Raw genomic sequence first — 22,679 nt, 5'->3', positions numbered from 1 at the left:
TCCGCGCCGCAGGGCGATAGGCTGGAAGATCTTTGCCACGGGCGGGAAGGGGCAGTCATGTCAGATCAGAAGGACACCGTGTGGATGACGGCGGCGACGCTGGCGTCGCTGGAAGCCGAGCTCGAAGAGCTGGGCCGCCGCGCCGACGCCGACGCCGACCGGCTGCGCGAGATCGAACTGCGTGACCTGATCCGCCGCGCCGAGGTCGGCGCCAAGCCCGATGACGGACTCGTCGAGCCCGGCATGACGGTGACGGTGCGGTTCACGCGCGACGGCTCGGAGGAGACGTTCCTCCTCGGCAGCCGCGAGCTGGTGAAGCAGGGCGGCCAGGTCGACCTCGACGTGTACTCCCCGTCGTCGCCGCTCGGAGCGGCCATCACCGGCCGCTCTGTGGGGGAGACGGTGAGCTTCGCCGCGCCGAACGGCTCGACCCTCGAGGTCGCCGTCGTCTCGGCCGTTCCCTTCGGCTGATCTCACCCGCGCTCGGACATCGTGCCGTCGGCGGCGAGGTGCAGCACCAGGTCGGGGCGGAGCCTGGCGAGGAACGCGTCGTCGTGGCTGACCACGAGCACGGCGCCGCGGTAGGCGCCCAGCGCCACCACGAGCGCATCGACGGTGTCGAGGTCGAGGTTGTTCGTCGGCTCGTCCAGGATCAGCAGCTGCGGTGGCGGCTCGGTCAGCAGCAGTCTGGCCAGGGCGACCCGAAAGCGCTCGCCGCCTGACAGGCTCGCCACCGGGCGGTCAACGGTCGCTCCGCGGATGAGGAACCTGGCCAGCCGGTTGCGCAGGTCGGCGGGAACAGCGTCCGGCGCCGCGGCCCGCACGTTGTCGATCACCGACGCGGCCTCGTCGAGCCCGTCGATGCGCTGCGGCAGGTAGCCGATGCGGTCGGTGTGCGCCTCGGCGCGTGCACAACGTCGCCAGAACGGCGCAGTGCGGCCAGATGCGGGCGGTCCGGCCGCGTCCCGGCCCGGATCGGCGACGTCGTGCACGCCGCCCGCGCCACGACCGGGCGCGTCTTCCGCCACCAGTTGCTCCAGCAGGGTCGTCTTGCCGGCGCCGTTCGGCCCCACCAGCGCGGTGCGCTCGGGCCCCTGCAGCACCCAGGCGCGCTCGCCGTCGCCGAGGGTGGCGATCCGGCGGGCGGCAGGCACGCCGGGGTCGGGGAGGTCGATGCGCACCGGCTCGTCGTCGCGCACCCGTCGCTCTGCGGCGTCCCATGCCGCACGCGCGTCGGACTCCCGCTCGGCGACCATCCCGCGCAGACGCCCCGCCGAGACCTGCGCGGCCGAGTGGCGGTTGCCGGAGACGATGCCGGGCACGCGCTTCTCGCGCTGCGCCTTGCGTCCCATCGCGGCACGCGAGGCGAGGGTCGCTTCGGCGGCGATGCGGTCGCGCTTCTCCCGGCGGACGCTCTGCGCGGCGGCCCGCTCGGCCTGCCGCGCGGAGGTCTGCTCGCGCTCGATCGCCTCGCGCCACACCGAGTGGGGGCCTCCGAAGGTCGACAGGGTGTGGGCGTAGAGCTCGGCGGTGTCGTCCATCGTCTCCAGCAGGGCCACGTCGTGGCTCACCACGATCAGCGCACCGGGCCAGTCGCGCACCATCGCCGTCAGCCGTGCCCGCGCCTCCCGGTCGAGGTTGTTCGTCGGCTCGTCCAGCAGGGTGACTGCAGCGCGCTGACGGCGGAGGCCGGCCACCGCCGTCAGCACCGCCTCGCCGCCGGAGATCTCGCCGACCCGCCTGTCCAGCGCGTCCGGTGGCAGCCCGGCGTCGGCCAGGGCGGCGACCGCGCGGGACTCGACGTCCCAGTCGTCGCGGACGGCGTCGAAGTGAGCGGGGTCGGCATCGCCGGATTCGATGGCCCGCAGCGCCCGCAGTGTGGGACCCATGCCCAGAAGATCGGCCACGGGGTGGTCGACGGACAGCGTGAGCGTCTGGGGCAGGCGGGCGACGTCGCCGGTCACGGCGAGCTGACCGCCCGTGGGGGCGACGTCGCCGGCGATCAGCCGCAGCAGTGTGGACTTGCCCGCGCCGTTGCGGCCGACGAGTCCGGTGCGTCCGGCGCCGAACGCACCGGACACCTCGGTGAGCGCGGGTGTGCCGTCCGGCCAGGCGAACGAGACGCGGTCCAGGACGACCGACGGGGTGGGGGGAGTGGGAATGGGCATGAGCGTCCTTCGTGTGTCGGCCCTGTGGATGCAGGGGTGCGCTGACACGAAGGGCGCGGTCACGGCGGGCGAGGAATCGGGCCGGAGGCGACGGGATCGACGGGTCAGCGCAGGGATGCGCCTCCGCGTCGAAGGATCGACGTTCAGCGCGTGTGCTGCGCGGCCACGATCTTCGTCATTTCATTCCTCACGTCCGGGACGAGGTCGTCGACAGCATAGCCCTGCGGTCGAAGGCGGGCTACTCTGCCCGGCATGGACGGCGGGCGGGGCAGGGAGGCATGGGCGACGGCGGGCGCCTGGGCGTTCGGGCTGCTGCTCGGCGCCGTCATCGGCACCGCGATGGGCGCGATTCTGAGCAACGTGGCGCTCGGCATCGGGCTGGGTGTGGCCTTCGCGCTCGTGTTCGCGGTCGCGTTCCAGCCATCGGTGGACCTCGACCCCGACGAGGTGCCGACGGCCGGTGGCCGCTCCGTCACGGCGGCCGCGGCTACCGCGGCGGCCCCGGCGGATGCGCCGGCACCCCCACCCGACGAGCGCCTCATCGCGGGCGACCCGCATGTGATCGACGGGGACGGTGCCGGTTCGGACGCCGGGCAGGATGCCGGCCCCGACCGTTACGACGGGGATTGAGCGGCGGCCTCGAGGCGCTTGCGCAGGAACGTCACGACGTCGTCGAGTTCCTCCTGGGAAACACTGTGGGCAAGGCCCGTGTAGACCCGGCCGCTCAAGTCGACGTGTTCGGGGAGCCATTGCACCGTGTGCTCGATCTGGGCGAGCGGGATCACATCGTCATGCGTGCCGCGGCCCCAGAACACGGGCGGTCGCAGCTCCGCGAGGTGCGCGTCGCCCGGCAGCGCACCGGGGGCCACATAGCCGCTCAGGTTCACCGCGAACGACACGAGGTCCGGCTGCAGCCGCATCGCCTGCAGCGCGACCGACGCACCCTGCGAGAACCCGAGGAGTCCGACGGATGCAGCATCCGTTTCGGCATCCAGCCATTGCACGAGCCGCTCCGCGGCCGCCGTGACGTCTTCGGGCCGTCGGCTCTGGAGCCCCTCGATCGGATACCAGGAGTACCCGGGCGTCGGGAACGGCGGCAGCAGCGGCGCACGCACGGCCGCCACCACGAAGTCGGCCGGCAGGTGCGGTGCGAAGGCGAACAGATCGTGCTCGTCGGCGCCGTACCCGTGCAGCATCACCAGCAGCGGCCGCCCCGCTCTCTCGGCGGGCGGCGCCGACCAGCGCACGGCATCGGGATCGAGGGCGGGAACGGCGACCATGTCTCCATCCTGACAGGACGCACCGACACCGGGAGGGTATACATAAGTGCATGGCCGTCCGTACCCCCGACCCCGAACCCGGCGACCGCGACGACGACGACTCGCCGCGCGATCCCCTCCGCCCCGGCGGTGCGCCCTACGACCGCCCCGGTCACCCGCTCGGCGGCAGCAGCTTCGGGTCGCCCGTCTCGGGCTCGGCGCAGAATCCCGGGTGGCTCACCGAGGTGGAGCTGGCAGAGGCCCGCCGCCGCCTGCCCATGCTCTACGTCGAGGCCGTGCCCGTGCGCACCGACGGCGTGGGTGCGGTGACCGAGGTCGGCATCCTGCTGCGTGCCACCCCGCTGGGGGAGATCACCCGCACCATCGTCTCGGGACGCGTGCGCTACGGCGAGACGGTGCGCGATGCCCTTTTCCGCCACGTCGAGAACGACCTGGGTCCGATGGCCTTTCCCCTGCTGCCGCCCCAGCCTGTGCCGTTCACGGTGGCCGAGTACTTCCCGATCCCCGGCGTCAGCGCGTTCCACGACGACCGCCAGCATGCGGTTTCGCTGGCCTTCGTGGTGCCGGTCTCGGGCACCTGCGAACCGCGGCAGGACGCCCTCGAAGTCACGTGGATGACCCCGGAGGAGGCATCCAGTGACGCGCTGTCGGCGGAGATGGAAGGCGGCAGGGGCACGCTCGTGCGTCTCGCCCTGGCCTCGGTGGGCGCCCTGCGCTGAAGCGGATGCCGCCTCGCGGGTTCCCGTCTGATCCAATTTCCAATAGGATCGGCGCATCCTGCTTCCCGCCAGAGGAGACCGCGATGACGCGCCTGTTCAACGATCCCGACGACTTCGCCGAGGAGATGATCGAAGGCTTCGTCGCGGCATCCGCGCGCTGGGTGCGTCCGGTCACCGGCGGCGTCGTGCGCTCCACCCGCGGCTCTGAGCCGACGGTCGCCGTCGTCATCGGCGGCGGGAGCGGCCACTACCCGGCGTTCGGCGGCCTGGTCGGGCCCGGGCTCGCCCACGGCGCGGCGATGGGCAACCTCTTCGCCTCGCCGTCCGCTCACCAGGTGCAGTCGGTCGCCACCGCGGCGCACGAAGGACGCGGCGTGCTGCTGAGCTTCGGCAACTACGCCGGTGACGTGCTGCACTTCGGGCAGACGCAGGCTCGCCTGCGGGACGCGGGGATCGACTGCCGCACGGTGCTCGTCACCGACGACGTCTGGAGCGCGCCGAAGGACGACCTCGACCGCCGCCGCGGCATCGCGGGCGACCTCGTGGTGTTCAAGGTGGCGGGGGCCGCCGCCGAGGAGGGCGCCGGCCTCGACGACGTCGAGCGCGTCGCCCGGCTCGCCAACGCGCGCACGCGATCGTTCGGCGTCGCCTTCGGCGGGTGCACGCTGCCCGGCGCGGACGGACCGCTCTTCGACGTTCCCACCGGTCGCATGGCGGTGGGGCTCGGCATCCACGGTGAGCCGGGCATCGACGAAGTCGACGTCCCCACCGCCGCGCAGCTCGCGGAGATGTTCGTCGCGAAGCTGCTCGACGAGCTGCCCGACGGTGTCAGCCTTCCCGGCGCCCGCGTGGTGCCGATCCTCAACGGCCTCGGGAGCGTGAAATACGAGGAGCTCTTCGTCGTCTATCGCTCGATCGATCGCCTCTTGACCGCGGCGGGCGCCGTCGTCGTCTCGCCGGAGGTGGGCGAGTTCTGCACGAGCTTCGACATGGCCGGCGCCTCCCTCACCCTGCTGTGGCTCGACGACGAGCTCGAGCGCCTCTGGCTGGCGCCGTGCGACACGCCCGCCTTCCGTCGCGGCGCGGTCCCCGACCGCCGTGCGGTGGGCGACGACGAGATCGCCGCGCTGGACGAAGCCCAGGAGATCGGCGAAGCCACCGACGCCTCGCGCGCCGCTGCCACCGTGATCGCCCGCGCCGTGAGCGCGACGGCGGTGATGCTCGACGCCCACGCCGACGAGCTCGGGCGCCTCGACCGCGTCGCCGGCGACGGCGACCACGGCATCGGGATGCAGCGCGGCAGCCGGGCGGCGGCTGAGGCCGCCCAGGCCGCCGTCGACGCCGGAGCGGGCGCGCGCACCGCACTCGAGCACGCCGGCGAGGCGTGGGCGGACAAGGGCGGCGGCACGTCCGGCGCCATCTGGGGCGAGATGCTCAGCGCGCTCGGCGCCGTGCTCGGCGATGACGACGCCGTCACCGCGGAGCGCGTGACGACGGGCGTCGTGGGGATGAAGGACGCCGTCATGGCGTTCGGCGATGCCCGCCCGGGCGACAAGACGATGATCGATGCGATCGTCCCGTTCGTCGACGACCTGGCTGAGAGGGTCGCCGCAGACGACGCGCTGACGGATGCCTGGGCGCACGCGGCCGAGGTGGCCACGGCGGCCGCGCAGCAGACGTCGGAGCTGACCGCCAGGCTGGGACGGGCGCGGTCGCACGGCGACAGGAGTCTCGGAACCCCTGACCCCGGGGCGGTGTCCTTCGCGCTGGTGGCGCACACCGTACTCGACGTTCTGAAGGAGGAGGACTGACATGGCACTACGACTGGTGATCGGCTCGGACGACGCGGGCTTCGAGTACAAGGAACGACTCAAGGCCGACCTCGAGGCCAACGACCTGGTGGCCGAGGTCGTGGACGTGGGGGTGGATGCCGATGGGCACACGAACTATCCCGCGATCGCGATCGCGGCGGCCGAGCGCGTCGCCGCCGGTGACGCCGACCGGGCCCTGCTCATCTGCGGCACGGGGCTCGGTGTGGCGATCGCGGCGAACAAGGTCAACGGCATCCGCGCGGTGACGGCGCACGACCCCTACAGCGTGGAGCGTGCGGTGCTGTCCAACGATGCGCAGGTGCTGTGCATGGGGCAGCGCGTGGTCGGGCTGGAGCTCGCGCGACGACTCGTGCGCGAATGGCTGACCTACACCTTCGACCCCGAGAGCGCCTCGAACGAGAAGGTGCAGGAGATCTGCGCGTACGAAGAGGCCTGACCGGCAGCGGCGCGGGGGAGTTCGGATGCTCATCGGCACGAGCCTCAAGATGTACTTCTCGCACGCCCGCACCGTGGCGTGGACGCAGGAGGTGGCCGCCCAGGTGGCGGCGCACCCCGCCGTCGCCGCAGGCCGGGTCTCGGCGTTCGTGATCCCGCAGTACCCGTCCATTCCGGCGTGCGTCGAGATCGGCGCCCCGGTGGGGCTGTCCGTCGGGGCGCAGGACATCGCCGCACACGACGAGGGGCCGTACACCGGTGAGGTCAGCGGCGCGGTGCTGGCAGAGCTCGGATGCCGCTACGTCGAGGTCGGCCACGCCGAACGTCGGCGTCTCTTCGGCGACACCGACGAGGTGGTCGCGGCCAAGGTGGCGGCCGCCCAGCGCAACGCCCTGGTGCCGATCCTGTGTGTGGGGGAGGCGGAGCGCGGCAGCGCCGCGGCTGCGGCGACGGAGGTCGCGCGGCAGATCGACTCCGGCCTGGCCGCGGCGCGGGCGGCGGGTCTTCACGGCGAGATCGTGGTCGCCTACGAGCCGATCTGGGCGATCGGGGCGGCGGAGCCGGCGCGCGCCGACCACATCCGTGCCGTCTGCGCGGCACTGCGCACCCACCTCGCTGCGGCGCCCGAGCAGGCGTCGGTCATCTACGGCGGAAGCGCCGGTCCCGGCCTCCTCTCCGACATCGCCGACGCGGTCGACGGGATCTTCCTCGGCCGCTTCGCGCACGAGCCGGCCGCATTCGGCGAGATACTCGATGAGGCGTCTCATCTGACGCCGGCATCCCAGGAGGACACCCGATGACCTTGCAGCAGGACCCCCGCGGGCTCAGTGCCCTCACCGGCACCATCGAACGGCGGGGACTGCGCGACCACGTGTACGAGCGCATCCTGCAGCTGCTGCTCAGCGGCGACGTCGCCCCCGGGGCTCGGCTGTCGATCGACACGATCGCCCGTCAGCTGGAGGTCTCCCCCACCCCCGTGCGCGAGGCGATGGTGCAGCTCGAGCGCACCGGGCTGGTCAGCCGGGAGGCACTCAAGGGGTACCGTGTGGCTCCGCTGCTGAAGCCGTCCCAGCTGGCCGAGCTGTTCGACGCGCGGCTCATGCTCGAGGCGACCGCCGCGCGGCTGGCCACGCCCGCCTCGGCGGCGATGGTGGCCGAGCTGCGCGACGCGCAGGAGCACCACCGCAGCGTCGGCGAGCAGGTCATCGCCACGATGGCCTCCGGTGACACCGATGTGGCGCTGACGACGGCCTACTTCGCCGCGGATGCCGCCTTCCACCGGGTCGTGTTCGATCACTGCCGCAACCACTACCTCACCGAGATGTCCGACGCCCTCGCGGCGCAGCTGCACCGCATGCGCCAGGCGGCGCTGCACGGTGTCACCGATGTGCGCGAGGCGATCGCCGAGCACGCCGCGATCGTGGAGGCGTTCGCCGGCGACGATTCCCGCGCGCCGGAGCGGGCGATGCGCCGGCACATCGAGCTGGTGCGCTCCCGGTCCCTCGACGTCGAGCGCGGCTGACTGCACCGGCGGGTCCCGGGTCGTTGAGCGAGGGAGCGCAGCGACCGAGACGAAACGTGGCGGGCGGGCGTTTCGTCTCGCTGCGCTCGCTCAACGACCGGAAGGGTGTGGGCGTTTCGTCTCGCTGCGCTCGCTCAACGACCGGAAGGCGCGGGGGTCGTTGAGCGAGGGAACGCAGCGACCGAGACGAAACGTGGCGGGCGGGCGTTTCGTCTCGCTGCGCTCGCTCAACGACCGGGAGGGCGTGGGGCGTTTCGTCTCGCTGCGCTCGCTCAACGACCGGGGTGATCTGCCCCTTCCCTCTGGGCCTATTTCCTGTAGGATCGACGAACCGAGCCCGAGAGCGCCTCGGCAGACACGCCAATGGAGACGTCATGACAGATTCGCCACCCCCCGCCCTGGACAGCCGGACGTGGCCGATCGCAGTGTGCATGCACGGATTCCCGCCCGTCCGACGCGATGGGACGGCGCTGCACGATGCGGCGCCGGAAGTCTGGGACGACATCTTCGCCCAGGTCGCTCGGCTGGGCTTCACCGCCATCGAGCTGGCCGACAGCCACATCCGCCCCGCCGACCTGGAGCCGTCGCGCCGCGATGAGCTGCTGGCCATCGCCGGCGCCCACGGCGTGACCCCGATCTCGGTGCACGTGCAGCGTCAGAGCGTCATCCAGCCCGGTCGCGGCGAGGAGAACCTCGCTTACGCCCATCGCACGATCGACGCGTCGGCCGAACTCGGCCTGCAGGTGTTCTCCACGGGCCTGCACCAGCCGTTCACCGAGGCCCAGCGCCGGGCACTGTGGTTCTGGACCGCGCCCGGGCCCGTCGACCCCGACGATGCCGACACCCGCGCCCTCGCGGTGAAGCGCCTGCGCGAGCTCGGCGAGCACGCGGCATCCGTCGGGCTGCCGATGTCACTGGAGATGTACGAGGACACCTACCTCGGCACCGCAGACAGCGCGGTGCGCCTCATCGAGGAGATCGGGCTCGACAACGTCGGGCTCAACCCTGACATCGCCAACCTCATCCGCCTGCACCGGCCCATCGAGGACTGGCGCGAGATGCACGAGAAGACGCTGCCCTACGCCAACTACTGGCATGTCAAGAACTACACCCGCGACGAGGCCGTCGACGGCAGCTGGTTCACCTCGGTGCCCACGACGATGGAGCAGGGCCTCATCAACTACCGGGCCATGGTCTCCCTCGCCATCGAGGTCGGCTTCCGCGGCCCCTTCCTCATGGAGCAGTACGGAGGCGACAGCCTCGGGGTCTGCGCCACCAACCGCACGTACCTGCAGTCGCTGCTGCCCGACCCCGCGAGCGAATGAGCCGCACGACGTCGAAGGAGACGCCATGACCGAAACCACCCGTCCCGTCTACGCCGTGATCGGCAGTGGCTACATGGGCGGCGGCATCGCCCAGGTGCTGGCGCTGTCGGGCGCCGACGTGCGCATCGCCGACGTCGACCTCGCCATCGCCGAGGGCAACCGCGAGCGCCTCATCGCCGAGGCCGAGCAGTTCGCCGCCGATGGGCTGTTCCCCGCCGACGCGCCGGCGATCATCGCCGCACGCGTGACGGCGACCACGATCGAGCAAGCCGTGTCCGGGGCGACCTTCATCGAAGAGGCGGTGCCGGAGAAGATCGAGATCAAGCACGCCACGCTCCGCCGCATCAGCGAAGCCGCCGCCCCCGACGCGATCATCGGCAGCAACACGTCGACGATCCTCATCGGCAAGCTCGCCGAGGCGGTGGTCAACCCCGAGCGCTTCCTCGGCGTTCACTTCTCCAACCCGGCACCGTTCATCCCCGGCGTGGAGCTCATCCCACATGCCGCCACGGATCCCGCGATCATCCCGGTCGTCGAGCAGATCGTCGCCGCGACCGGCAAGCAGACGGCTCGCGTGAAGGATGCCACCGGGTTCGTCCTCAACCGACTGCAGTACGCGCTGTTCCACGAGGCGACGCAGCTGGTCGAGGAGGGTGTCGCCACCCCGGAGGATATCGACACGATCGTGCGCACGACCTTCGGATTCCGGCTGCCCTTCTTCGGGCCGTTCGCGGTCGCCGACATGGCCGGGCTCGACGTGTACGCGTTCTGCTACGCGTCGCTGCAGACGGAGTTCCCCGAGCGGTTCGCCACCCCGAAGATCCTCGAGGACCTCGTCACAGCAGGCAAGCTCGGCACGAAGTCCGGAGCGGGCTTCCTCGATGTGCCCGCTGAGCGCACCCCCGAACTCATCGCCTACCGCAACAAGGCGTACGTGGCGATGCAGAAGCTCCTCGATGAGCTCGGTCCCGCCCCCATCCAGCCGGCCGCCGCCGGTGAGAGCTGAAGGACCGGCGATGGTGACTCCCTTCCCCGCTGACCGCACCGTCATCCTCACCGGCGCCGCGAGCCCCCGCGGCATCGGCAGGGCGACCGCCTACCACCTGGCCGGACTCGGCTGGAACGTCGGCATCATCGACGTCGACGGTGAGGCGGCTGCGGCCACCGCACGGGACGTCGCCGCCACCCACGGTGTGAAGGCCGCGGGCGTGGGCGCGAACCTCGCCGACCGCGAGCAGGCCGTCGCCGCCGTCGACACGCTCGAGGCTGAGCTGCCGCAACTGGTGGCCCTCGTGAACTTCGCCGGCGTGTCCTCGCCGGTGCCCTACCTCGAGGTCACCCCCGAGGAGTGGCACCGGGTGCTCGGCGTCAACCTCGAAGGCGTGCACTGGGTGACCCAGCGCGTGGCGGCATCCCTCGTCGCGTCGGGGGTCGGGCGCATCATCGGCATCTCGTCGGTATCGGCCCAGCGGGGAGGCGGAACCTTCTCCAAAACCCCCTACTCGGCGTCGAAGGCCGGCGTCATCGGCCTCATGCGCTCGATCGCGCGGGAGCTCGGGCCGCTCGGGATCACCGCCAACGTCATCTCGCCCGGGCCCATCGACACCGACATCATGGGCGGCACGCTCTCGGACGAGCGCAAGCAGGCCATGGCCGCCGACGGCGTGCTGCCGCGCATCGGCAACCCCCTCGACATCGCGGCAGCGGTGGCGTATCTCATCAGCGAAGACGCCGGATTCGTGACGGGTCAGACCCTGAACGTCGACGGCGGTCTCTACATGCACTGAGGAAACCCATGTCCCGTTCCTGGTCGAAAGGTCGTATCGCCTACCTCGTCATCGGAGTGATCTGCCTCGCCGTCGGCGTCGCACTCATTCTGCCCGGTCTCGGCGGCTAGCCGGGGCGCCCCGTTCCACACACTGCTCGAAGGAGAGTCGGACCGTGTCAACCACCTCGGACAGCGCCGCCGCGCGCGCATTGCTGGACAGCCCGCACCTGAACAGCGGCATCAAGAAGGCGACCTATCGCCTCATGCCGATGCTCATCATCCTGTACTTCGTCGCGTTCCTGGATCGCACGAACGTCGGGTTCGCCGAGGAGGCCCTCTCGGTCGACCGCGGCATCACCGCCGGGGCCTATGCCCTGGGAGCCGGCATCTTCTTCATCGGCTACGCGATCTTCGAGATCCCGTCGAACCTGCTGCTGAACAAGTTCGGCGCCCGATTCTGGCTGGCCCGCATCGCGATCACCTGGGGCATCGTCGCTGCGCTGTTCGCCTTCGTCACCAACGACACGATGTTCGTGTGGCTGCGGTTCCTCCTCGGCGTCACCGAGGCGGGGCTCTTCCCCGGCGTCATCATGTTCCTGGCGCAGTGGTTCCCCAACAAGCGCCGCGTGCAGATGTTCGCGCTGTTCTACCTCGCGCAGCCGTTCTCGCAGATGATCGGCGCCCCGCTGTCGGGTGGCCTCATCAGCTTCGGCGAGCAGTTCACCCCCTGGGCCGGCTGGCAGGTGATGTTCTTCACCGAGGGCATGCTCGCCGTCGTGGCCGGAATCGCCGCGATCTTCTTCCTCGTCGACTCACCGCAGAAGGCGAAGTTCCTCAGCGACGACGAGAAGTCCGCGATGAAGGCGGTGATGGACCATGAGGATGCCATCAAGAACGACGACGGCCCCCGAGGTATCGGCGCGGCCTTGGTGAACTGGAAGGTCTGGTACTTCACCGTCATCTACTTCTGCCTGCAGATCGCGGTGTACGGCACCACTTTCTACCTGCCTCAGCAGGTTTCCGGACTCATCGGCAAGGCCGTGGGCTGGGAGGTGGGTCTGGTGACCGCCATCCCGTGGGCGGTCGGCCTCTTCGCCTGCTACTACGTCGGCAAGCACGCGCACACCCTGCGTCGCCGGCGCACGTGGGGGACGGCATTCTTCATCATCACGGGCCTGTCGATCTTCGTGTCGGCCTGGGCCGGCGCGAACGGGCTGGCGCTGCTGGGCATCGCCGCGATCACCGTCGCCGTGGCATCGTTCCTGTCGACCGGTCCCATCACGTGGTCCTTCCCCACGGCGTTCCTCACCGGCGCGGCCGCGGCCACCGGCATCGGCCTCATCAACTCGCTCGGCAACCTCGGCGGCTTCGTCGCGCCCATCATGCGCACCGGCATCAACGAGGCCTTCCCGACGGACTCCGGGGCGTGGGGCGTGGTCTCGCTCGGTGTGTTCGGATTCCTCGCGGCGATCATGATGGCGTGCACGAAGTTCTTCCGTTCCCGGGCGGACGCGCTGCTCGAAGACGCGGAGGCCGCGCCCGTCCCCGGTCACTGACGCCGGTGCGGGGCGCCTGAGCGCCCCGCACCGCGGTGCCCCCGTCGTCCGGAAGAGGAGATCCCATGGCCCGTCACCCCCAGGTGGCCTTCGTCGGACTCGGCGCGATCGGGCTGCCGATGGCCGAGAGCATCGTGCGCGCGGGACTGCCGCTCGTGGGGGTGGAGCCCGTCTCCGCCGGCCGGGAGCGGGCAGAGGCGGCCGGCGTGCGCGCCGTCGCCGACATCGCCGACGCCGGTGACGTCGAGGTCGTGGTCGTCATGGTCGCCACCGGCGCGCAGCTGGCGGCGGTGGTGGATGCCGCGCTCGCCGCGGATGCCGCGGCCGGCCGCACCTGGATCATCTCGGCCACCGTCGGCCCCGATGTCGTGCGCGCCGAGGCCGCGCGGCTGGAGGCGGCAGGGGCCGCGGTCGTCGACGCGCCCGTCAGCGGCGGAGTCGCCCGCGCCGGCCGCGGCGACCTGGTGCTGTTCGCGTCGGGGTCCCCGGCCGCGCTCGCCGACGCCGCCCCGGTCCTCGACGCCCTCGGCACCGCCCGCGTGGTGGGCGGCCGGGTCGGTGAGGGGCAGGCGGTGAAGGTCGTCAACCAGCACCTCGCCGCGGTGCACATCGTCGCCGCTGCGGAGGCGCTCGCCCTGGCCGAGCGGCTGGACCTCGACCCCGCGTTCGTCCTCGACGTCGTCGGCGGGGGAGCGGCGGCATCCTTCATGCTCGGTGACCGCGGGCCGCGCATGCTCGCCGGCGAGGACGCCCCGGTGCTCAGTCAGGTGGGCATCTTCGTCAAGGACACCGGGCTCGTCGCCGAGGCGGCCGAGGCGGCGGGGATCGACCTGCCCGTGCTGCGGTCGGCGCGTGAGCGGTTCCTTGCCGCGGAGGCGCGTGGTCTGGGGCGGCGCGATGACTCCAGCGTGATCGAGACCTACCGGGAGGGCAGTGCCTCGTGAAGACCGTGGTGCTCGACGACGACCCCACCGGCACGCAGTCCGCCACGGGGGTCGACGTGCTGCTCGCGGTCGACGCCGACGGCATCCGCGAGGCGCTCACCCACGCCGACAGCGTGTACGTGCAGACGAACTCGCGGGCGATCGACGAGGATGCCGCCGTCGCCCTCGTGCGCGACGTGCGCGACGCCGCGCGGGCGGCCGCCGCCGCACTGGGCGAAGACGTGCAGTTCGTGCTGCGGGGGGACTCCACCCTGCGGGGGCACGTGTTCGCAGAGACCACGCAGTTCGTCGGCGACGGATCCGTCATCGTCTTCTGCCCCGCCTTCCCCGCGGGAGGCCGCACGACGGTCGACGGCGTGCACCTCGTGCGCATCGGCGACGAGACTCTTCCCGCGCACGAGACGGAGTACGCCGACGACCCGGTCTTCCCCTTCACCACCGGTGTGCTGGTGGACTACGTCGCCGAGAAGTCCGGACGCCCCGCCGTCGCCGTGCCGCTGTCCGACCTGCGCGCCGGGGGTCTCGCCGACACGATCGCGACAGCGCCGGCCGGAGCGGTGATCATTCCCGATGCGGCGGACGACACCGACATCGATCTCGTCGCCGCCGGCATCCGCGAGGCGCGCGCGGCGGGCAGGGACGTGGTGGTGCGCAGCGCGGCGCCTCTCGCGGCGGCGCTCGCGGGAGTGGCATCCGACGGCCTGCTGCCCACCCCGCTCGTGACGCAGCCGGCACGCATGATCGTCGCGTGCGGGTCGCACACCGCGGGGGCGTCTGCGCAGCTCGCCCCGCTCGAGGTGCGGCACGGGCCTGCGGTCGTGATCGCCACCGACGACGCGTTCGCCGACCCCGATGCCGCCGGGCGCGCGGCGGCCGCCGAGGCGAGGCAGCGACTGGCTGAGACCGGGCTCGCGATCATCTCGACCGAGCGCACGCGACGGCCCGAGCACAACACCCTGCGCCACGGCGAGCTCGTGATGCGCGCCCTCACCACCGCGGTCAAGACGCTCGTCCCCGACGTCGAGGCGGTCGTCGCCAAGGGCGGCATCACGTCGGCGGAGCTGGCCCGCACCGGCGTCGGCGCCACGCGCGCCCGCGTGCGCGGCCAGGTGCTGCCGGGGGTCTCCGTGTGGGATCTCGTCTCCGCCGACGGCGAGGACCGCCTGTACGTCGTCGTCCCGGGAAACGTCGGCGGGCCGTCGACCCTTCTCGACGTGGTGGCCGCGCTCGGGCACTGACCCGTGGTCGGCGGCGCGGCGCGGCATCCGCACGCCTGAAATAATCGAGGGTGTCACCCCCGGTGAAGAAGGAGTGTTCGACGTGCCCGTCAGCTTCCATGAGGCGGCCCCCGCCGAAATGGACCCCGTCCGCTTGTACTCGATCCTGAAGCTCCGCATCGACGTGTTCGTCGTCGAGCAGCGCGCGGCCTACGACGACCTCGACGGCCGGGACGTCGAGCCGGGCGCCCGGCTGTACTGGGCGGAGGAGGACGGCGAGGTCCTCGCCACGCTGCGCGTGCTGCGGGAGACCGACGGCCGCCGCATCGGACGGGTCGCGACGGCCGCGGCGGCTCGGGGTCGGGGGCTCGCCGCGGAACTCATGCGGCGCGCCGTCGACGCGTGCGCCGAAGCGCAGATCGTGCTGGACGGGCAGCTGCAGCTCGAGGGCTGGTACGCGGGCTTCGGTTTCACCCGTTCCGGGGAGGTCTTCGTCGAAGACGACATCCCCCACATCCCGATGACCCGGCCTGCGGCGCCGTAGCGCGCGCCGGGGCCGGTCAGCCGCGCGTCAGACGCGCCAGCTCGGCGACGAACGCGTCGACGTCTTCGGGCTGCGTGTCGAACGAGCACATCCAGCGCACCTCGCGGCGCGCGGCATCCCAGTCGTAGAAGCGGAAGCTCTCGCGCAGCTGATCGGCCACGCCGTCGGGGAGCGTCGCGAAGACGCCGTTGACCTGGGTCGGCTGGGTGAACGCGACGCCGCGGATCGAGCCGTCGGCGATGCCGGCCTCGACGCCAGCACGCAGGCGTGCCGCCATGGCGTTGGCGTGGCGGGCGCTGCGCAGCCAGAGGTCGCGCTCCAGAAGGGCGATCAGCTGCGCCGAGACGAACCGCATCTTCGACGACAGCTGCATGTTGAGCTTGCGCAGGTACCGCAGTCCCTCGGATGCCGCGGGGTCCAGCACCACGATCGCCTCGCCGAGCATCGCACCGTTCTTGGTGCCGCCGAAGCTCAGCACGTCGACGCCGGCGTCGCGGGTGAAGGCGCGCAGGGGCAGGTCCAAGGCCGCGGCGGCATTGGCGATGCGGGCGCCGTCGAGGTGCAGGCGCATGCCGCGCGCGTGGGCGTGGTCGGCGAGGGCGCGGATCTCGTCGGGGGTGTACAGCGTGCCCAGCTCGGTGGACTGCGTGATGGAGACGACCAGCGGCTGGGCCCGGTGCTCGTCGCCCCAGCCCCACGCCTCGCGGTCGACCAGCTCGGGCGTGAGCTTGCCGTCGTCGGTCGGGACGGTCAGCAGCTTGATGCCGGCCACGCGCTCGGGAGCGCCGCCCTCGTCGACGTTGATGTGCGCCGTGCTCGCGGCGATGACCGCGCCCCAGCGGGGCAGCATCGACTGCAGGCCGGTGACGTTCGCGCCGGTGCCGTTGAAGACGGGGAACGCCTCGACCTCACCGCCGAAGTGGTGGGCGAACACCTCCTGCAGGCGGGCGGTGTAGACGTCGTCGCCGTAGGCGGTCTGGTGGCCGCCGCCTGCCGCGGCGATGGCGGCGAGCACCTCGGGGTGCACGCCGGAGTAGTTGTCACTGGCGAAGCCGCGGACGGTGGTGTCGTGGAGGGTCGTCACGGTGGTCCAGCCTAGCCACGCCGGCTCACCTCGCCGCGCGGACCCGCCCCGCCCGGTCTCCGCGGCGCGGGCGCTGGTCTCGGCGGCGCGGGAGCTCGCCCCCGCGCCGCGCCGGCGTGCACAACGTCGCCTTTCCGCCCCTGTGGGCGTGGTTTCGCGGCTGCGGCCCCGGCTCGGCCACGGATCAGCGACGTTGTGCACGGCCCGGCCGTCACGCCCCGCCCGGTCCCCGAGCCGTGCCCGCGCCGCTCCGGCCATGCTCCGCGCCGCTCCGGCCATGCTCCGCGCCGCTCCGGCCATGCTCCGCGCCGCGCCGGCGTGCACAACGTCGCCTTTCCGCCCCTGGGGGCGTGGTTTTCGCGGCTGCGGCCCCGGTTCGGCCACGGATCAGCGACGTTGTGCACGGGACCGGCGAGGGCCGGCCCGCAGGTGACCGGCGGGAGCCGGCCCGCAGCGACCGGGGGTCGGCGGCCGCGGAGGGGGTGTCGGGTGTCGGAGGCGGCGATTACCCTCGCCCCCATGGCGGAGAACGCCCTCCCGGCGGACGCAACCGGGAACGCCTCACCCCTCGCGCCGGCCGGCGGCATGCGCGTGTTCGTGCAGGTGCTGGTGAACACCGCGGTGGCGAACATCACCACCAGCTTCCTGTGGTTCGCCCTCACCTTCTGGGCGTACCTCGAGACCCGTTCCGTGCTGGCGACCGGCCTCATCGGCGGGGCGTACATGCTGCTCGTCGCGGTGTTCTCGATCCCGTTCGGCACGCTCGTCGACCGGCACCGCAAGCACCGCGTGATGGTGGTGTCGAGCCTGGTGACGCTGGCGGCGTTCATCGTGGCCGGCGTCCTGTACCTGCTCTTCCCCGAGGTCATCCTGATCGATCTCCGGCGGCCGTGGTTCTGGGTGTTCTCGGCCATCGTGCTGTTCGGCGCGGTCATCGAGAACATGCGCAACATCGCGCTGTCCACCACCGTGACGCTGCTCGTCCCCACCGAGCGCCACGCGAACGCGAACGGCCTCGTGGGCACCGTGCAGGGGCTCGCGTTCATCGTCACCAGCGTCTTCTCGGGCCTGTCGATCGGTCTGCTCGGCATGGGGTGGACGCTGGTCATCGCGATCGCGCTCACTGCCGCGGCTCTCGGGCACCTGCTGTGGGTGCGCATCCCCGAGGCGGCCCCGGCGCAGGTGGACGGGCGGGCGCCGCGCGTCGATCTGCGCGGCAGCATCGGGGCGATCTCCGCGGTGCCGGGCCTGTTCGCACTGATCATCTTCGCGACGTTCAACAATTTCATCGGCGGTGTCTACGTCGCCCTCATGGACCCGTACGGGCTCACCCTCTTCCCCGTGGAGATGTGGGGCGTCGTGCTCGGGGTCACCGCCACCGGCTTCATCGTCGGCGGCGCGGTCATCGCCCGCTGGGGCCTCGGGCGCAACCCGATGCGCACCCTGCTGCTGGCGGTCGTCGCCATGGGGGTGCTCGGGGCGGTGTTCACGATCCGGGAGTGGTGGTGGCTCTACGCCGCCGGCATCTGGGTCTACATGGCGCTCATCCCGGCGGTCGAGGCGGCGGAGCAGACGGTGATCCAGAAGGTCGTGCCCTTCCGCCGGCAGGGGAGGGTCTTCGGCTTCGCGCAGGCGCTGGAGTCGGCGGCGTCGCCCCTCACGGCCTTCCTCATCGCCCCGATCGCGCAGTTCTGGATCATCCCGTACATGGCGGGGGATGCCGGCGCCGACGCCTGGCGGTGGGTCCTCGGTGAGGGGGAGGCCCGTGGCATCGCCCTCGTCTTCCTCGCGGCCGGCGCCGTGCTCGTCGCTGCAGCGCTGCTGGCCTTCACCACCCGGTCGTACCGGCGGCTGTCGACGTACTACGCCGACGCCCCGGCGGCCGACGCCCCGGCGGCCGACGCCGTGGCATCCGACGCCGTGGCATCCGACGCCGTGGCATCCGACGCCGTGGCACCCGACACCGTGGCACCCGACACGGCCGCCGACGCGCCGGCGCCCGCCGCTGAGAAACCACCATCCGGCTGAGACACCCCGCACGGCGAGGCCCCAGGGGATAGCGATTCCCCAGCGGGCGGGCGAAGCGGCGTCAGTCCGTACCGCGGATGCCGGAGGTCGAGGCGATCACGTCGCGCATCTTCTTCTCGAGCGCCTCGTAGAACATCGACAGCGGGAACTCGTCGTCCAGCACCGCGTCGGTGTAGCCCTTCGGCGGACCCGCGAGCACCTCATGCGGCAGACCTCGCGCCCACGCCGAGGCGGGGTGCGGGGTCACGACCGAGCTGACCAGCTCGTACGCGGCGAGCCAGTGCGCCACCTTCGGCCGGTCGATCGACTGCCAGTACAGCTCGTCGATCGCCGCTCCCAGCGCCACGACCGCCGCGGGCACCTCATCCCAGTCGAAGGCGAGGGCCGTGTCGGTCCAGTGCAGCACCCCGCGCTGGTGCAGCCACGCGAACAGCAGCTGACCGCCGAGCCCGTCGTAGTTGCGCACGCGGCTGCCGGTGATCGCGAACCGGAAGATGCGGTCGAAGATCACCGCGTACTGGACCAGCCCGGCGTGCTCGAGCGTCTCGGCCTGAGCCGGGGACAAGTGCTCCCCGGCATCCACGCGCGCCTGCAGCTCCTGCTGGATGCCGACGCACTCCCGGAACGCGGTGAGGTCGCAGCGCAGCTCCTCCAGCGAGTAGAGGAAGAACGGCATCCGCTGCTTGATCATGAACGGATCGAACGGCAGGTCGCCGCGCATGTGCGTGCGGTCGTGGATGATGTCCCACATGACGAAGGTCTTCTCCGCCAGCTGCTGATCCTCCAGCAGACGGGCCGCCTCGTCCGGCAGGTCGAGCTTGGTGATCTCGGATGCCGCGCGCACCACGCGCCGGTAGCGTGCCGCCTCGCGGTCCTGGAAGATCGCGCCCCACGTGAACGGCGGAATCTCGCGCATCGCGACCGTCTCGGGGAACAGCACCGCGGAGTTCGTGTCGTACCCGGGCGTGAAGTCCACCAGCCGCAACGAGACGAACAGCCCGTTCGTGTACCGGGTCTCGAGGTCGGCGACGAATTCCGGCCAGATGACCTCCGCCAGCACGGCCTCGATGAACCGGTTGCGGGATCCGTTCTGCGTGTACATCGGGAACACGACGAGGTGGCGGATGCCGTCGACGCGGTTCCGCTGCGGCTGGAAAGCGATGAGCGAGTCGAGGAAGTCGGGCACGCCGAAGCCGCCCTCGACCCAGCGGTCGAAGTCCTCGATCACGGCGGTCAGGTACTCCGCGTCGTGCGGGAACAGCGGAGCGAGCGCGTCGATGGCGTCGGTGATCTCGGCGACGAGCCCGCGGGCGGCGGCGTGGTCGTCCGGGTCGGGGACCGACCCGTCCTGCGCCTGCAGCTGCTGCAGGGCGGTGGCGGCGGCGGCCAGCGCGCGCCACTCGGGGGAGTGCTCGACCCCGGCGGCCCGGCCGTCCTCGACGACCTCGGGTTCGCCGACGATGGACTTGCGCTCACGGGTGGTGGCGGCATCGATGGACATGGAACCTCCGATCTTCGGGGTCGGCCGGCGCGTCCGTGCGCCGGCGGCTGTCAGGGTTGGGCCAGCATATCGAGGCGCTGTCAAGTCGTCTCCTCGACTGTGCCCGGCCGGTAGCGTCGCGGCCATGCCCGACCACATCTCGCCCGCCCGTCCCGACGGCGACGGGCTTCTCCTCCTCGCCAACAGCAGCGCCGGCGAGGCGGTGCTGCGGGCCGACCCGCTGCCGGTGATCCGTGAGCGGCTGCCGCGCGCGCGGGTGCAGGAGCTGGGTCCCGACGGCGACCTCGACGACGCCGTGGCGACGGCGATGGCCGGCGACGATCGACCGCGCGTGCTGGGCGTGCTCGGCGGCGACGGGTCGGTGTCGCGCATGGCGCACCTGGCCCGGCGGCACGGCGTGCCCCTGCTGGTGGTCCCGGGTGGCACGTTCAACCACTTCGCCCGCTCCGCCGGTCTCGACGACGTGGATGCCGCGCTCGCCGCCTTCGCCGCGGGGACGCTGCGCGACGTGGTCGTCGCCGAGCTCTCGATCGACGACGGCGCACCGATCACCGTGCTCAACGCGGTGTCGCTGGGGAACTATCCGCAGTTCCTCGCCGAGCGCACCGAACGGGCGAGCCTGGGCAAGTGGCTGGGAGGGGTGGGGGCGATCATCGTCGCGCTGCGCGAGGCCCAGCCGGTGCGGGTGCGTCGGGACGGCCGCACCGCAACGGTCTGGTCGGCCTTCGTCGGGGTGGGGCGCAACGATCCCCAGCGGCACGCGATGATGCAGCGCGTGACGCTGGCGGACCCCGTGCTCGACGTGCGGCTGCACCACGCGCGCGGCTCCCGGGTGCGGGCGATGGCGTCGCTGGCATTCGGCCGCCGCACCCTGCGCGTGCTGCGGGCGCTGCGCGTGATGCCGCCGGCGACGGAGTTCGAGCGTGAGGTGGCCGACAGCTGGCGCGTGCGCGTGCAGCCGGACGGGGCGCCGGCGGTGTACGTGCACGACGGCGAGCTGGAGGAGGCGTCGCCGTCGGGCTTCACCCTCGCCGTGCGGGCCGTGCCCGACGGGCTGCGCGTCTACGCGCCCTGACCTGCGCGTCTACGCGCCCTGACCTGCGCGCGCGGCTGGGCCGGCGCGCCAACCGGGTCCGGCGGGCCGGTGCCGACCCGCCGGAGCCCCCGTCAGTCGTGCTGCGGGAACCCGAGGTTCAGGCCGCCGTGCGAGGGGTCGAGCCACCGGCTGGTGATGGCCTTCTCCGAGGTGAAGAAGTCGAAGCCGTGGGGCCCGTACGCCTTGGCGTCGCCGAACAGCGACGCCTTCCAGCCGCCGAAGGAGTGGTAGGCGACCGGCACTGGGATCGGCACGTTGATGCCGATCATCCCCACCTGCGCCTCCCGCTGGAACCGCCGCGCCGCGCCGCCGTCGTTGGTGAAGATGGCGGTGCCGTTGCCGTAGGGGCTCGCGTTGATGATCGCGAGGCCCTCTTCGTAGCCGGAGACCCGCACGACCGACAGCACCGGGCCGAAGATCTCGTCGCTGTACACCGGCGACGTCGTGGGCACGCGGTCGAGCAGAGTGGGTCCGAGCCAGAACCCGTCGGGGTCGCCGTCGGCCTCGACGTCACGGCCGTCGACGACGACGGTGGCGCCGTCGGCGGGCGCGCGCTCGATGTACGACGCGACACGGTCGCGGTGGGCGCCGGTGATGAGCGGTCCCATGTCGCAGCCGCGCAGGCCGTCGCCGGTGCGCAGCGTCGCCATGCGCTCGCGCACCTTCGACACCAGTTCGTCGGCGACCGCGTCGACGGCCAGCACGACCGACACGGCCATGCAGCGCTCGCCGGCCGAGCCGAAGCCGGCGTTGACGGCCGCGTCGGCGACGAGGTCGAGGTCGGCGTCGGGGAGCACCAGCATGTGGTTCTTCGCGCCGCCGAACGCCTGCACGCGCTTGCCGTGTCCGGTGGCGGTCTCGTAGACGTAGCGGGCGATGGGGGTCGAGCCGACGAACGACACCGCCCGCACGTCCGGGTGCACGAGCAGCGCGTCGACGGCCTCCTTGTCGCCGTGCACGACGTTGAAGACGCCGTCGGGCAGGCCCGCCTCACGCATCAGGGCGGCCATCCAGTTCGCGGCGGTCGGGTCCTTCTCGCTGGGCTTGAGCACGACGGCGTTGCCCGCGGCGATGGCGACGGAGAAAAACCACAGCGGCACCATGGCGGGGAAGTTGAAGGGGCTGATGATGCCGACGACGCCGAGGCTCTGACGCAGCGTGTAGACGTCGACCCCGCCCGAGGCGTTCTCGGTGTAGGCGCCCTTGGTGAGGTGTCCGAGCCCGCAGGCGAACTCCACGACTTCCATGCCGCGGGCGATCTCGCCGTGCGCATCCGCCAGCACCTTGCCGTGCTCGCGGGTGAGGATTCGCGCCAGTTCGTCTTTGCGGGCGTGGAGAAGCTCCCGGAAGGCGAACATCACGGCGGTGCGCCGGGCGACGGAGGCGTCGCGCCAGTCCTGCCAGGCCTCGGATGCTGCGGCGACGACGGCGTCGACGTCGGCTGCGGTCGCCAGGCGCACCTGCGTGTGCACGGCGCCGCGGGCCGGGTCGTAGACGGGTGCGGTGCGCGTGGAGGCGCCCGCCCAGCTGCTGCCGGAGACCCAGTGGTCGAGGATGTCGGTCACGTCATGTCCTTTCCGGATGCCGGGGTGTGGCATCCGCGTCGGGTCGGGGCCGCGGTGGCGGCGCCGACGGCCGGCGGCACGACAGGCAGGCGTCC

General features: G+C 72.0%; 21 protein-coding genes. 16 read left to right on the top strand and 5 right to left on the bottom strand.

Annotation, left to right across the window (positions count from 1 at the left end; translation table 11 throughout):
• Positions 1 to 57: 57 nt before the first annotated feature.
• A complete protein-coding gene (locus QNO26_RS13085) occupies positions 58 to 471 on the top strand; it encodes a GreA/GreB family elongation factor (RefSeq protein ID WP_257533641.1) in 414 nt (137 codons plus the stop codon).
• A 2-nt stretch (positions 472 to 473) separates the two neighbouring features.
• Here QNO26_RS13085 and QNO26_RS13080 read toward each other — a convergent pair whose 3' ends face one another.
• Entirely contained in the window at positions 474 to 2,168 is a 1,695-nt protein-coding gene (locus QNO26_RS13080) for an ABC-F family ATP-binding cassette domain-containing protein (RefSeq protein ID WP_257638679.1), read from the bottom strand.
• 252 nt (positions 2,169 to 2,420) lie between these two features.
• Here QNO26_RS13080 and QNO26_RS13075 point away from each other — a divergent pair, with 252 nt between their 5' ends.
• A complete protein-coding gene (locus QNO26_RS13075) occupies positions 2,421 to 2,798 on the top strand; it encodes a hypothetical protein (RefSeq protein WP_257533639.1) in 378 nt (125 codons plus the stop codon).
• Here QNO26_RS13075 and QNO26_RS13070 read toward each other — a convergent pair.
• Positions 2,783 to 3,448, bottom strand: a complete 666-nt coding sequence (locus tag QNO26_RS13070; protein WP_257533638.1) for an alpha/beta hydrolase — start codon at positions 3,446 to 3,448, stop codon at positions 2,783 to 2,785. The two genes, QNO26_RS13075 and QNO26_RS13070, sit on opposite strands and share 16 nt — an antisense overlap.
• A gap of 50 nt (positions 3,449 to 3,498) precedes the next feature.
• Here QNO26_RS13070 and QNO26_RS13065 point away from each other — a divergent pair, with 50 nt between their 5' ends.
• The 12 genes from QNO26_RS13065 to QNO26_RS13010 all read left to right on the top strand — a co-directional run bounded on the left by QNO26_RS13065 (position 3,499) and on the right by QNO26_RS13010 (position 15,310).
• Positions 3,499 to 4,167: an NUDIX hydrolase family protein gene (locus QNO26_RS13065; protein ID WP_257533637.1), complete on the top strand. Its 669-nt coding sequence runs from the start codon at positions 3,499 to 3,501 to the stop codon at positions 4,165 to 4,167.
• Between the two features lie 83 nt (positions 4,168 to 4,250).
• On the top strand, positions 4,251 to 5,978 hold the full coding sequence (locus QNO26_RS13060; protein WP_257638680.1) for a dihydroxyacetone kinase family protein: 1,728 nt from the start codon (positions 4,251 to 4,253) through the stop codon (positions 5,976 to 5,978).
• A gap of 1 nt (position 5,979) precedes the next feature.
• Positions 5,980 to 6,435: a ribose-5-phosphate isomerase gene (locus QNO26_RS13055; protein WP_257533635.1), complete on the top strand. Its 456-nt coding sequence runs from the start codon at positions 5,980 to 5,982 to the stop codon at positions 6,433 to 6,435.
• A gap of 25 nt (positions 6,436 to 6,460) precedes the next feature.
• Positions 6,461 to 7,234 carry a triose-phosphate isomerase family protein gene (locus QNO26_RS13050; RefSeq protein WP_257533634.1) on the top strand — a complete coding sequence of 258 codons (774 nt, stop codon included), beginning with the start codon at positions 6,461 to 6,463 and terminating at the stop codon, positions 7,232 to 7,234.
• Positions 7,231 to 7,956, top strand: coding sequence for a GntR family transcriptional regulator (locus tag QNO26_RS13045; protein ID WP_257533633.1), 726 nt, complete (start codon positions 7,231 to 7,233; stop codon positions 7,954 to 7,956). The genes QNO26_RS13050 and QNO26_RS13045 overlap by 4 nt, the downstream gene beginning before the upstream one ends.
• 431 nt (positions 7,957 to 8,387) lie before the next feature.
• Positions 8,388 to 9,281, top strand: coding sequence for a sugar phosphate isomerase/epimerase family protein (locus tag QNO26_RS13040; protein WP_257638681.1), 894 nt, complete (start codon positions 8,388 to 8,390; stop codon positions 9,279 to 9,281).
• A gap of 25 nt (positions 9,282 to 9,306) precedes the next feature.
• Positions 9,307 to 10,287, top strand: a complete 981-nt coding sequence (locus tag QNO26_RS13035) for a 3-hydroxyacyl-CoA dehydrogenase family protein (protein ID WP_257533631.1) — start codon at positions 9,307 to 9,309, stop codon at positions 10,285 to 10,287.
• A 10-nt stretch (positions 10,288 to 10,297) separates the two neighbouring features.
• Positions 10,298 to 11,068: an SDR family NAD(P)-dependent oxidoreductase gene (locus QNO26_RS13030; protein ID WP_257533630.1), complete on the top strand. Its 771-nt coding sequence runs from the start codon at positions 10,298 to 10,300 to the stop codon at positions 11,066 to 11,068.
• Positions 11,069 to 11,222: 154 nt separating this feature from the next.
• Positions 11,223 to 12,605 (top strand): MFS transporter, encoded by a 1,383-nt coding sequence (locus tag QNO26_RS13025; RefSeq protein ID WP_257533629.1) that lies wholly within the window; start codon positions 11,223 to 11,225, stop codon positions 12,603 to 12,605.
• A 65-nt stretch (positions 12,606 to 12,670) separates the two neighbouring features.
• The gene (locus QNO26_RS13020) at positions 12,671 to 13,549 is read left to right on the top strand and encodes an NAD(P)-dependent oxidoreductase (protein ID WP_257533628.1); all 879 of its coding nucleotides are present in this window, start codon (positions 12,671 to 12,673) and stop codon (positions 13,547 to 13,549) included.
• Positions 13,546 to 14,787: a four-carbon acid sugar kinase family protein gene (locus QNO26_RS13015; RefSeq protein ID WP_257533627.1), complete on the top strand. Its 1,242-nt coding sequence runs from the start codon at positions 13,546 to 13,548 to the stop codon at positions 14,785 to 14,787. The genes QNO26_RS13020 and QNO26_RS13015 overlap by 4 nt, the downstream gene beginning before the upstream one ends.
• Before the next feature lie 82 nt (positions 14,788 to 14,869).
• Positions 14,870 to 15,310, top strand: a complete 441-nt coding sequence (locus tag QNO26_RS13010) for a GNAT family N-acetyltransferase (protein ID WP_257638682.1) — start codon at positions 14,870 to 14,872, stop codon at positions 15,308 to 15,310.
• A 16-nt stretch (positions 15,311 to 15,326) separates the two neighbouring features.
• On the opposite strand, the gene QNO26_RS13005 is transcribed toward QNO26_RS13010, so the two are convergent.
• Complete coding sequence (locus tag QNO26_RS13005; protein WP_257533625.1) at positions 15,327 to 16,394, bottom strand: threonine aldolase family protein; 1,068 nt, start codon at positions 16,392 to 16,394, stop codon at positions 15,327 to 15,329.
• A gap of 585 nt (positions 16,395 to 16,979) precedes the next feature.
• Between QNO26_RS13005 and QNO26_RS13000 the strand changes: the two genes are divergently transcribed.
• On the top strand, positions 16,980 to 18,422 hold the full coding sequence (locus QNO26_RS13000; protein ID WP_257638687.1) for an MFS transporter: 1,443 nt from the start codon (positions 16,980 to 16,982) through the stop codon (positions 18,420 to 18,422).
• 61 nt (positions 18,423 to 18,483) lie between these two features.
• Here QNO26_RS13000 and QNO26_RS12995 read toward each other — a convergent pair whose 3' ends face one another.
• Positions 18,484 to 19,923: a DUF6421 family protein gene (locus tag QNO26_RS12995; RefSeq protein ID WP_257533624.1), complete on the bottom strand. Its 1,440-nt coding sequence runs from the start codon at positions 19,921 to 19,923 to the stop codon at positions 18,484 to 18,486.
• Positions 19,924 to 20,047: 124 nt separating this feature from the next.
• Here QNO26_RS12995 and QNO26_RS12990 point away from each other — a divergent pair, with 124 nt between their 5' ends.
• Positions 20,048 to 20,998, top strand: a complete 951-nt coding sequence (locus QNO26_RS12990; protein WP_257533623.1) for a diacylglycerol/lipid kinase family protein — start codon at positions 20,048 to 20,050, stop codon at positions 20,996 to 20,998.
• Between the two features lie 92 nt (positions 20,999 to 21,090).
• Here the strand turns inward: QNO26_RS12990 and QNO26_RS12985 are convergent, their stop codons facing one another.
• On the bottom strand, positions 21,091 to 22,584 hold the full coding sequence (locus QNO26_RS12985; RefSeq protein ID WP_374940946.1) for a CoA-acylating methylmalonate-semialdehyde dehydrogenase: 1,494 nt from the start codon (positions 22,582 to 22,584) through the stop codon (positions 21,091 to 21,093).
• Between the last annotated feature and the right edge of the window lie 95 nt (positions 22,585 to 22,679).

It is taken from the genome of Microbacterium sp. zg-Y1090 (genome assembly GCF_030246945.1).
GTDB lineage: Bacteria > Actinomycetota > Actinomycetes > Actinomycetales > Microbacteriaceae > Microbacterium > Microbacterium wangruii.
This window is presented reverse-complemented; position numbering and strand designations above follow the sequence as displayed.

Coding starts and splice junctions, on each gene's coding strand:
- QNO26_RS12995 (WP_257533624.1), bottom strand. CDS start 19,923: ATGTCCATCGATGCCGCCACCACCCGTGAGCGCAAGTCCATCGTCGGC.
- QNO26_RS13060 (WP_257638680.1), top strand. CDS start 4,251: ATGACGCGCCTGTTCAACGATCCCGACGACTTCGCCGAGGAGATGATC.
- QNO26_RS13080 (WP_257638679.1), bottom strand. CDS start 2,168: ATGCCCATTCCCACTCCCCCCACCCCGTCGGTCGTCCTGGACCGCGTC.
- QNO26_RS13045 (WP_257533633.1), top strand. CDS start 7,231: ATGACCTTGCAGCAGGACCCCCGCGGGCTCAGTGCCCTCACCGGCACC.
- QNO26_RS13040 (WP_257638681.1), top strand. CDS start 8,388: ATGCACGGATTCCCGCCCGTCCGACGCGATGGGACGGCGCTGCACGAT.
- QNO26_RS13065 (WP_257533637.1), top strand. CDS start 3,499: ATGGCCGTCCGTACCCCCGACCCCGAACCCGGCGACCGCGACGACGAC.
- QNO26_RS13020 (WP_257533628.1), top strand. CDS start 12,671: ATGGCCCGTCACCCCCAGGTGGCCTTCGTCGGACTCGGCGCGATCGGG.
- QNO26_RS13070 (WP_257533638.1), bottom strand. CDS start 3,448: ATGGTCGCCGTTCCCGCCCTCGATCCCGATGCCGTGCGCTGGTCGGCG.
- QNO26_RS13035 (WP_257533631.1), top strand. CDS start 9,307: ATGACCGAAACCACCCGTCCCGTCTACGCCGTGATCGGCAGTGGCTAC.
- QNO26_RS12990 (WP_257533623.1), top strand. CDS start 20,048: ATGCCCGACCACATCTCGCCCGCCCGTCCCGACGGCGACGGGCTTCTC.
- QNO26_RS13000 (WP_257638687.1), top strand. CDS start 16,980: ATGCGCGTGTTCGTGCAGGTGCTGGTGAACACCGCGGTGGCGAACATC.
- QNO26_RS13030 (WP_257533630.1), top strand. CDS start 10,298: ATGGTGACTCCCTTCCCCGCTGACCGCACCGTCATCCTCACCGGCGCC.
- QNO26_RS13085 (WP_257533641.1), top strand. CDS start 58: ATGTCAGATCAGAAGGACACCGTGTGGATGACGGCGGCGACGCTGGCG.
- QNO26_RS13055 (WP_257533635.1), top strand. CDS start 5,980: ATGGCACTACGACTGGTGATCGGCTCGGACGACGCGGGCTTCGAGTAC.
- QNO26_RS13050 (WP_257533634.1), top strand. CDS start 6,461: ATGCTCATCGGCACGAGCCTCAAGATGTACTTCTCGCACGCCCGCACC.
- QNO26_RS13075 (WP_257533639.1), top strand. CDS start 2,421: ATGGACGGCGGGCGGGGCAGGGAGGCATGGGCGACGGCGGGCGCCTGG.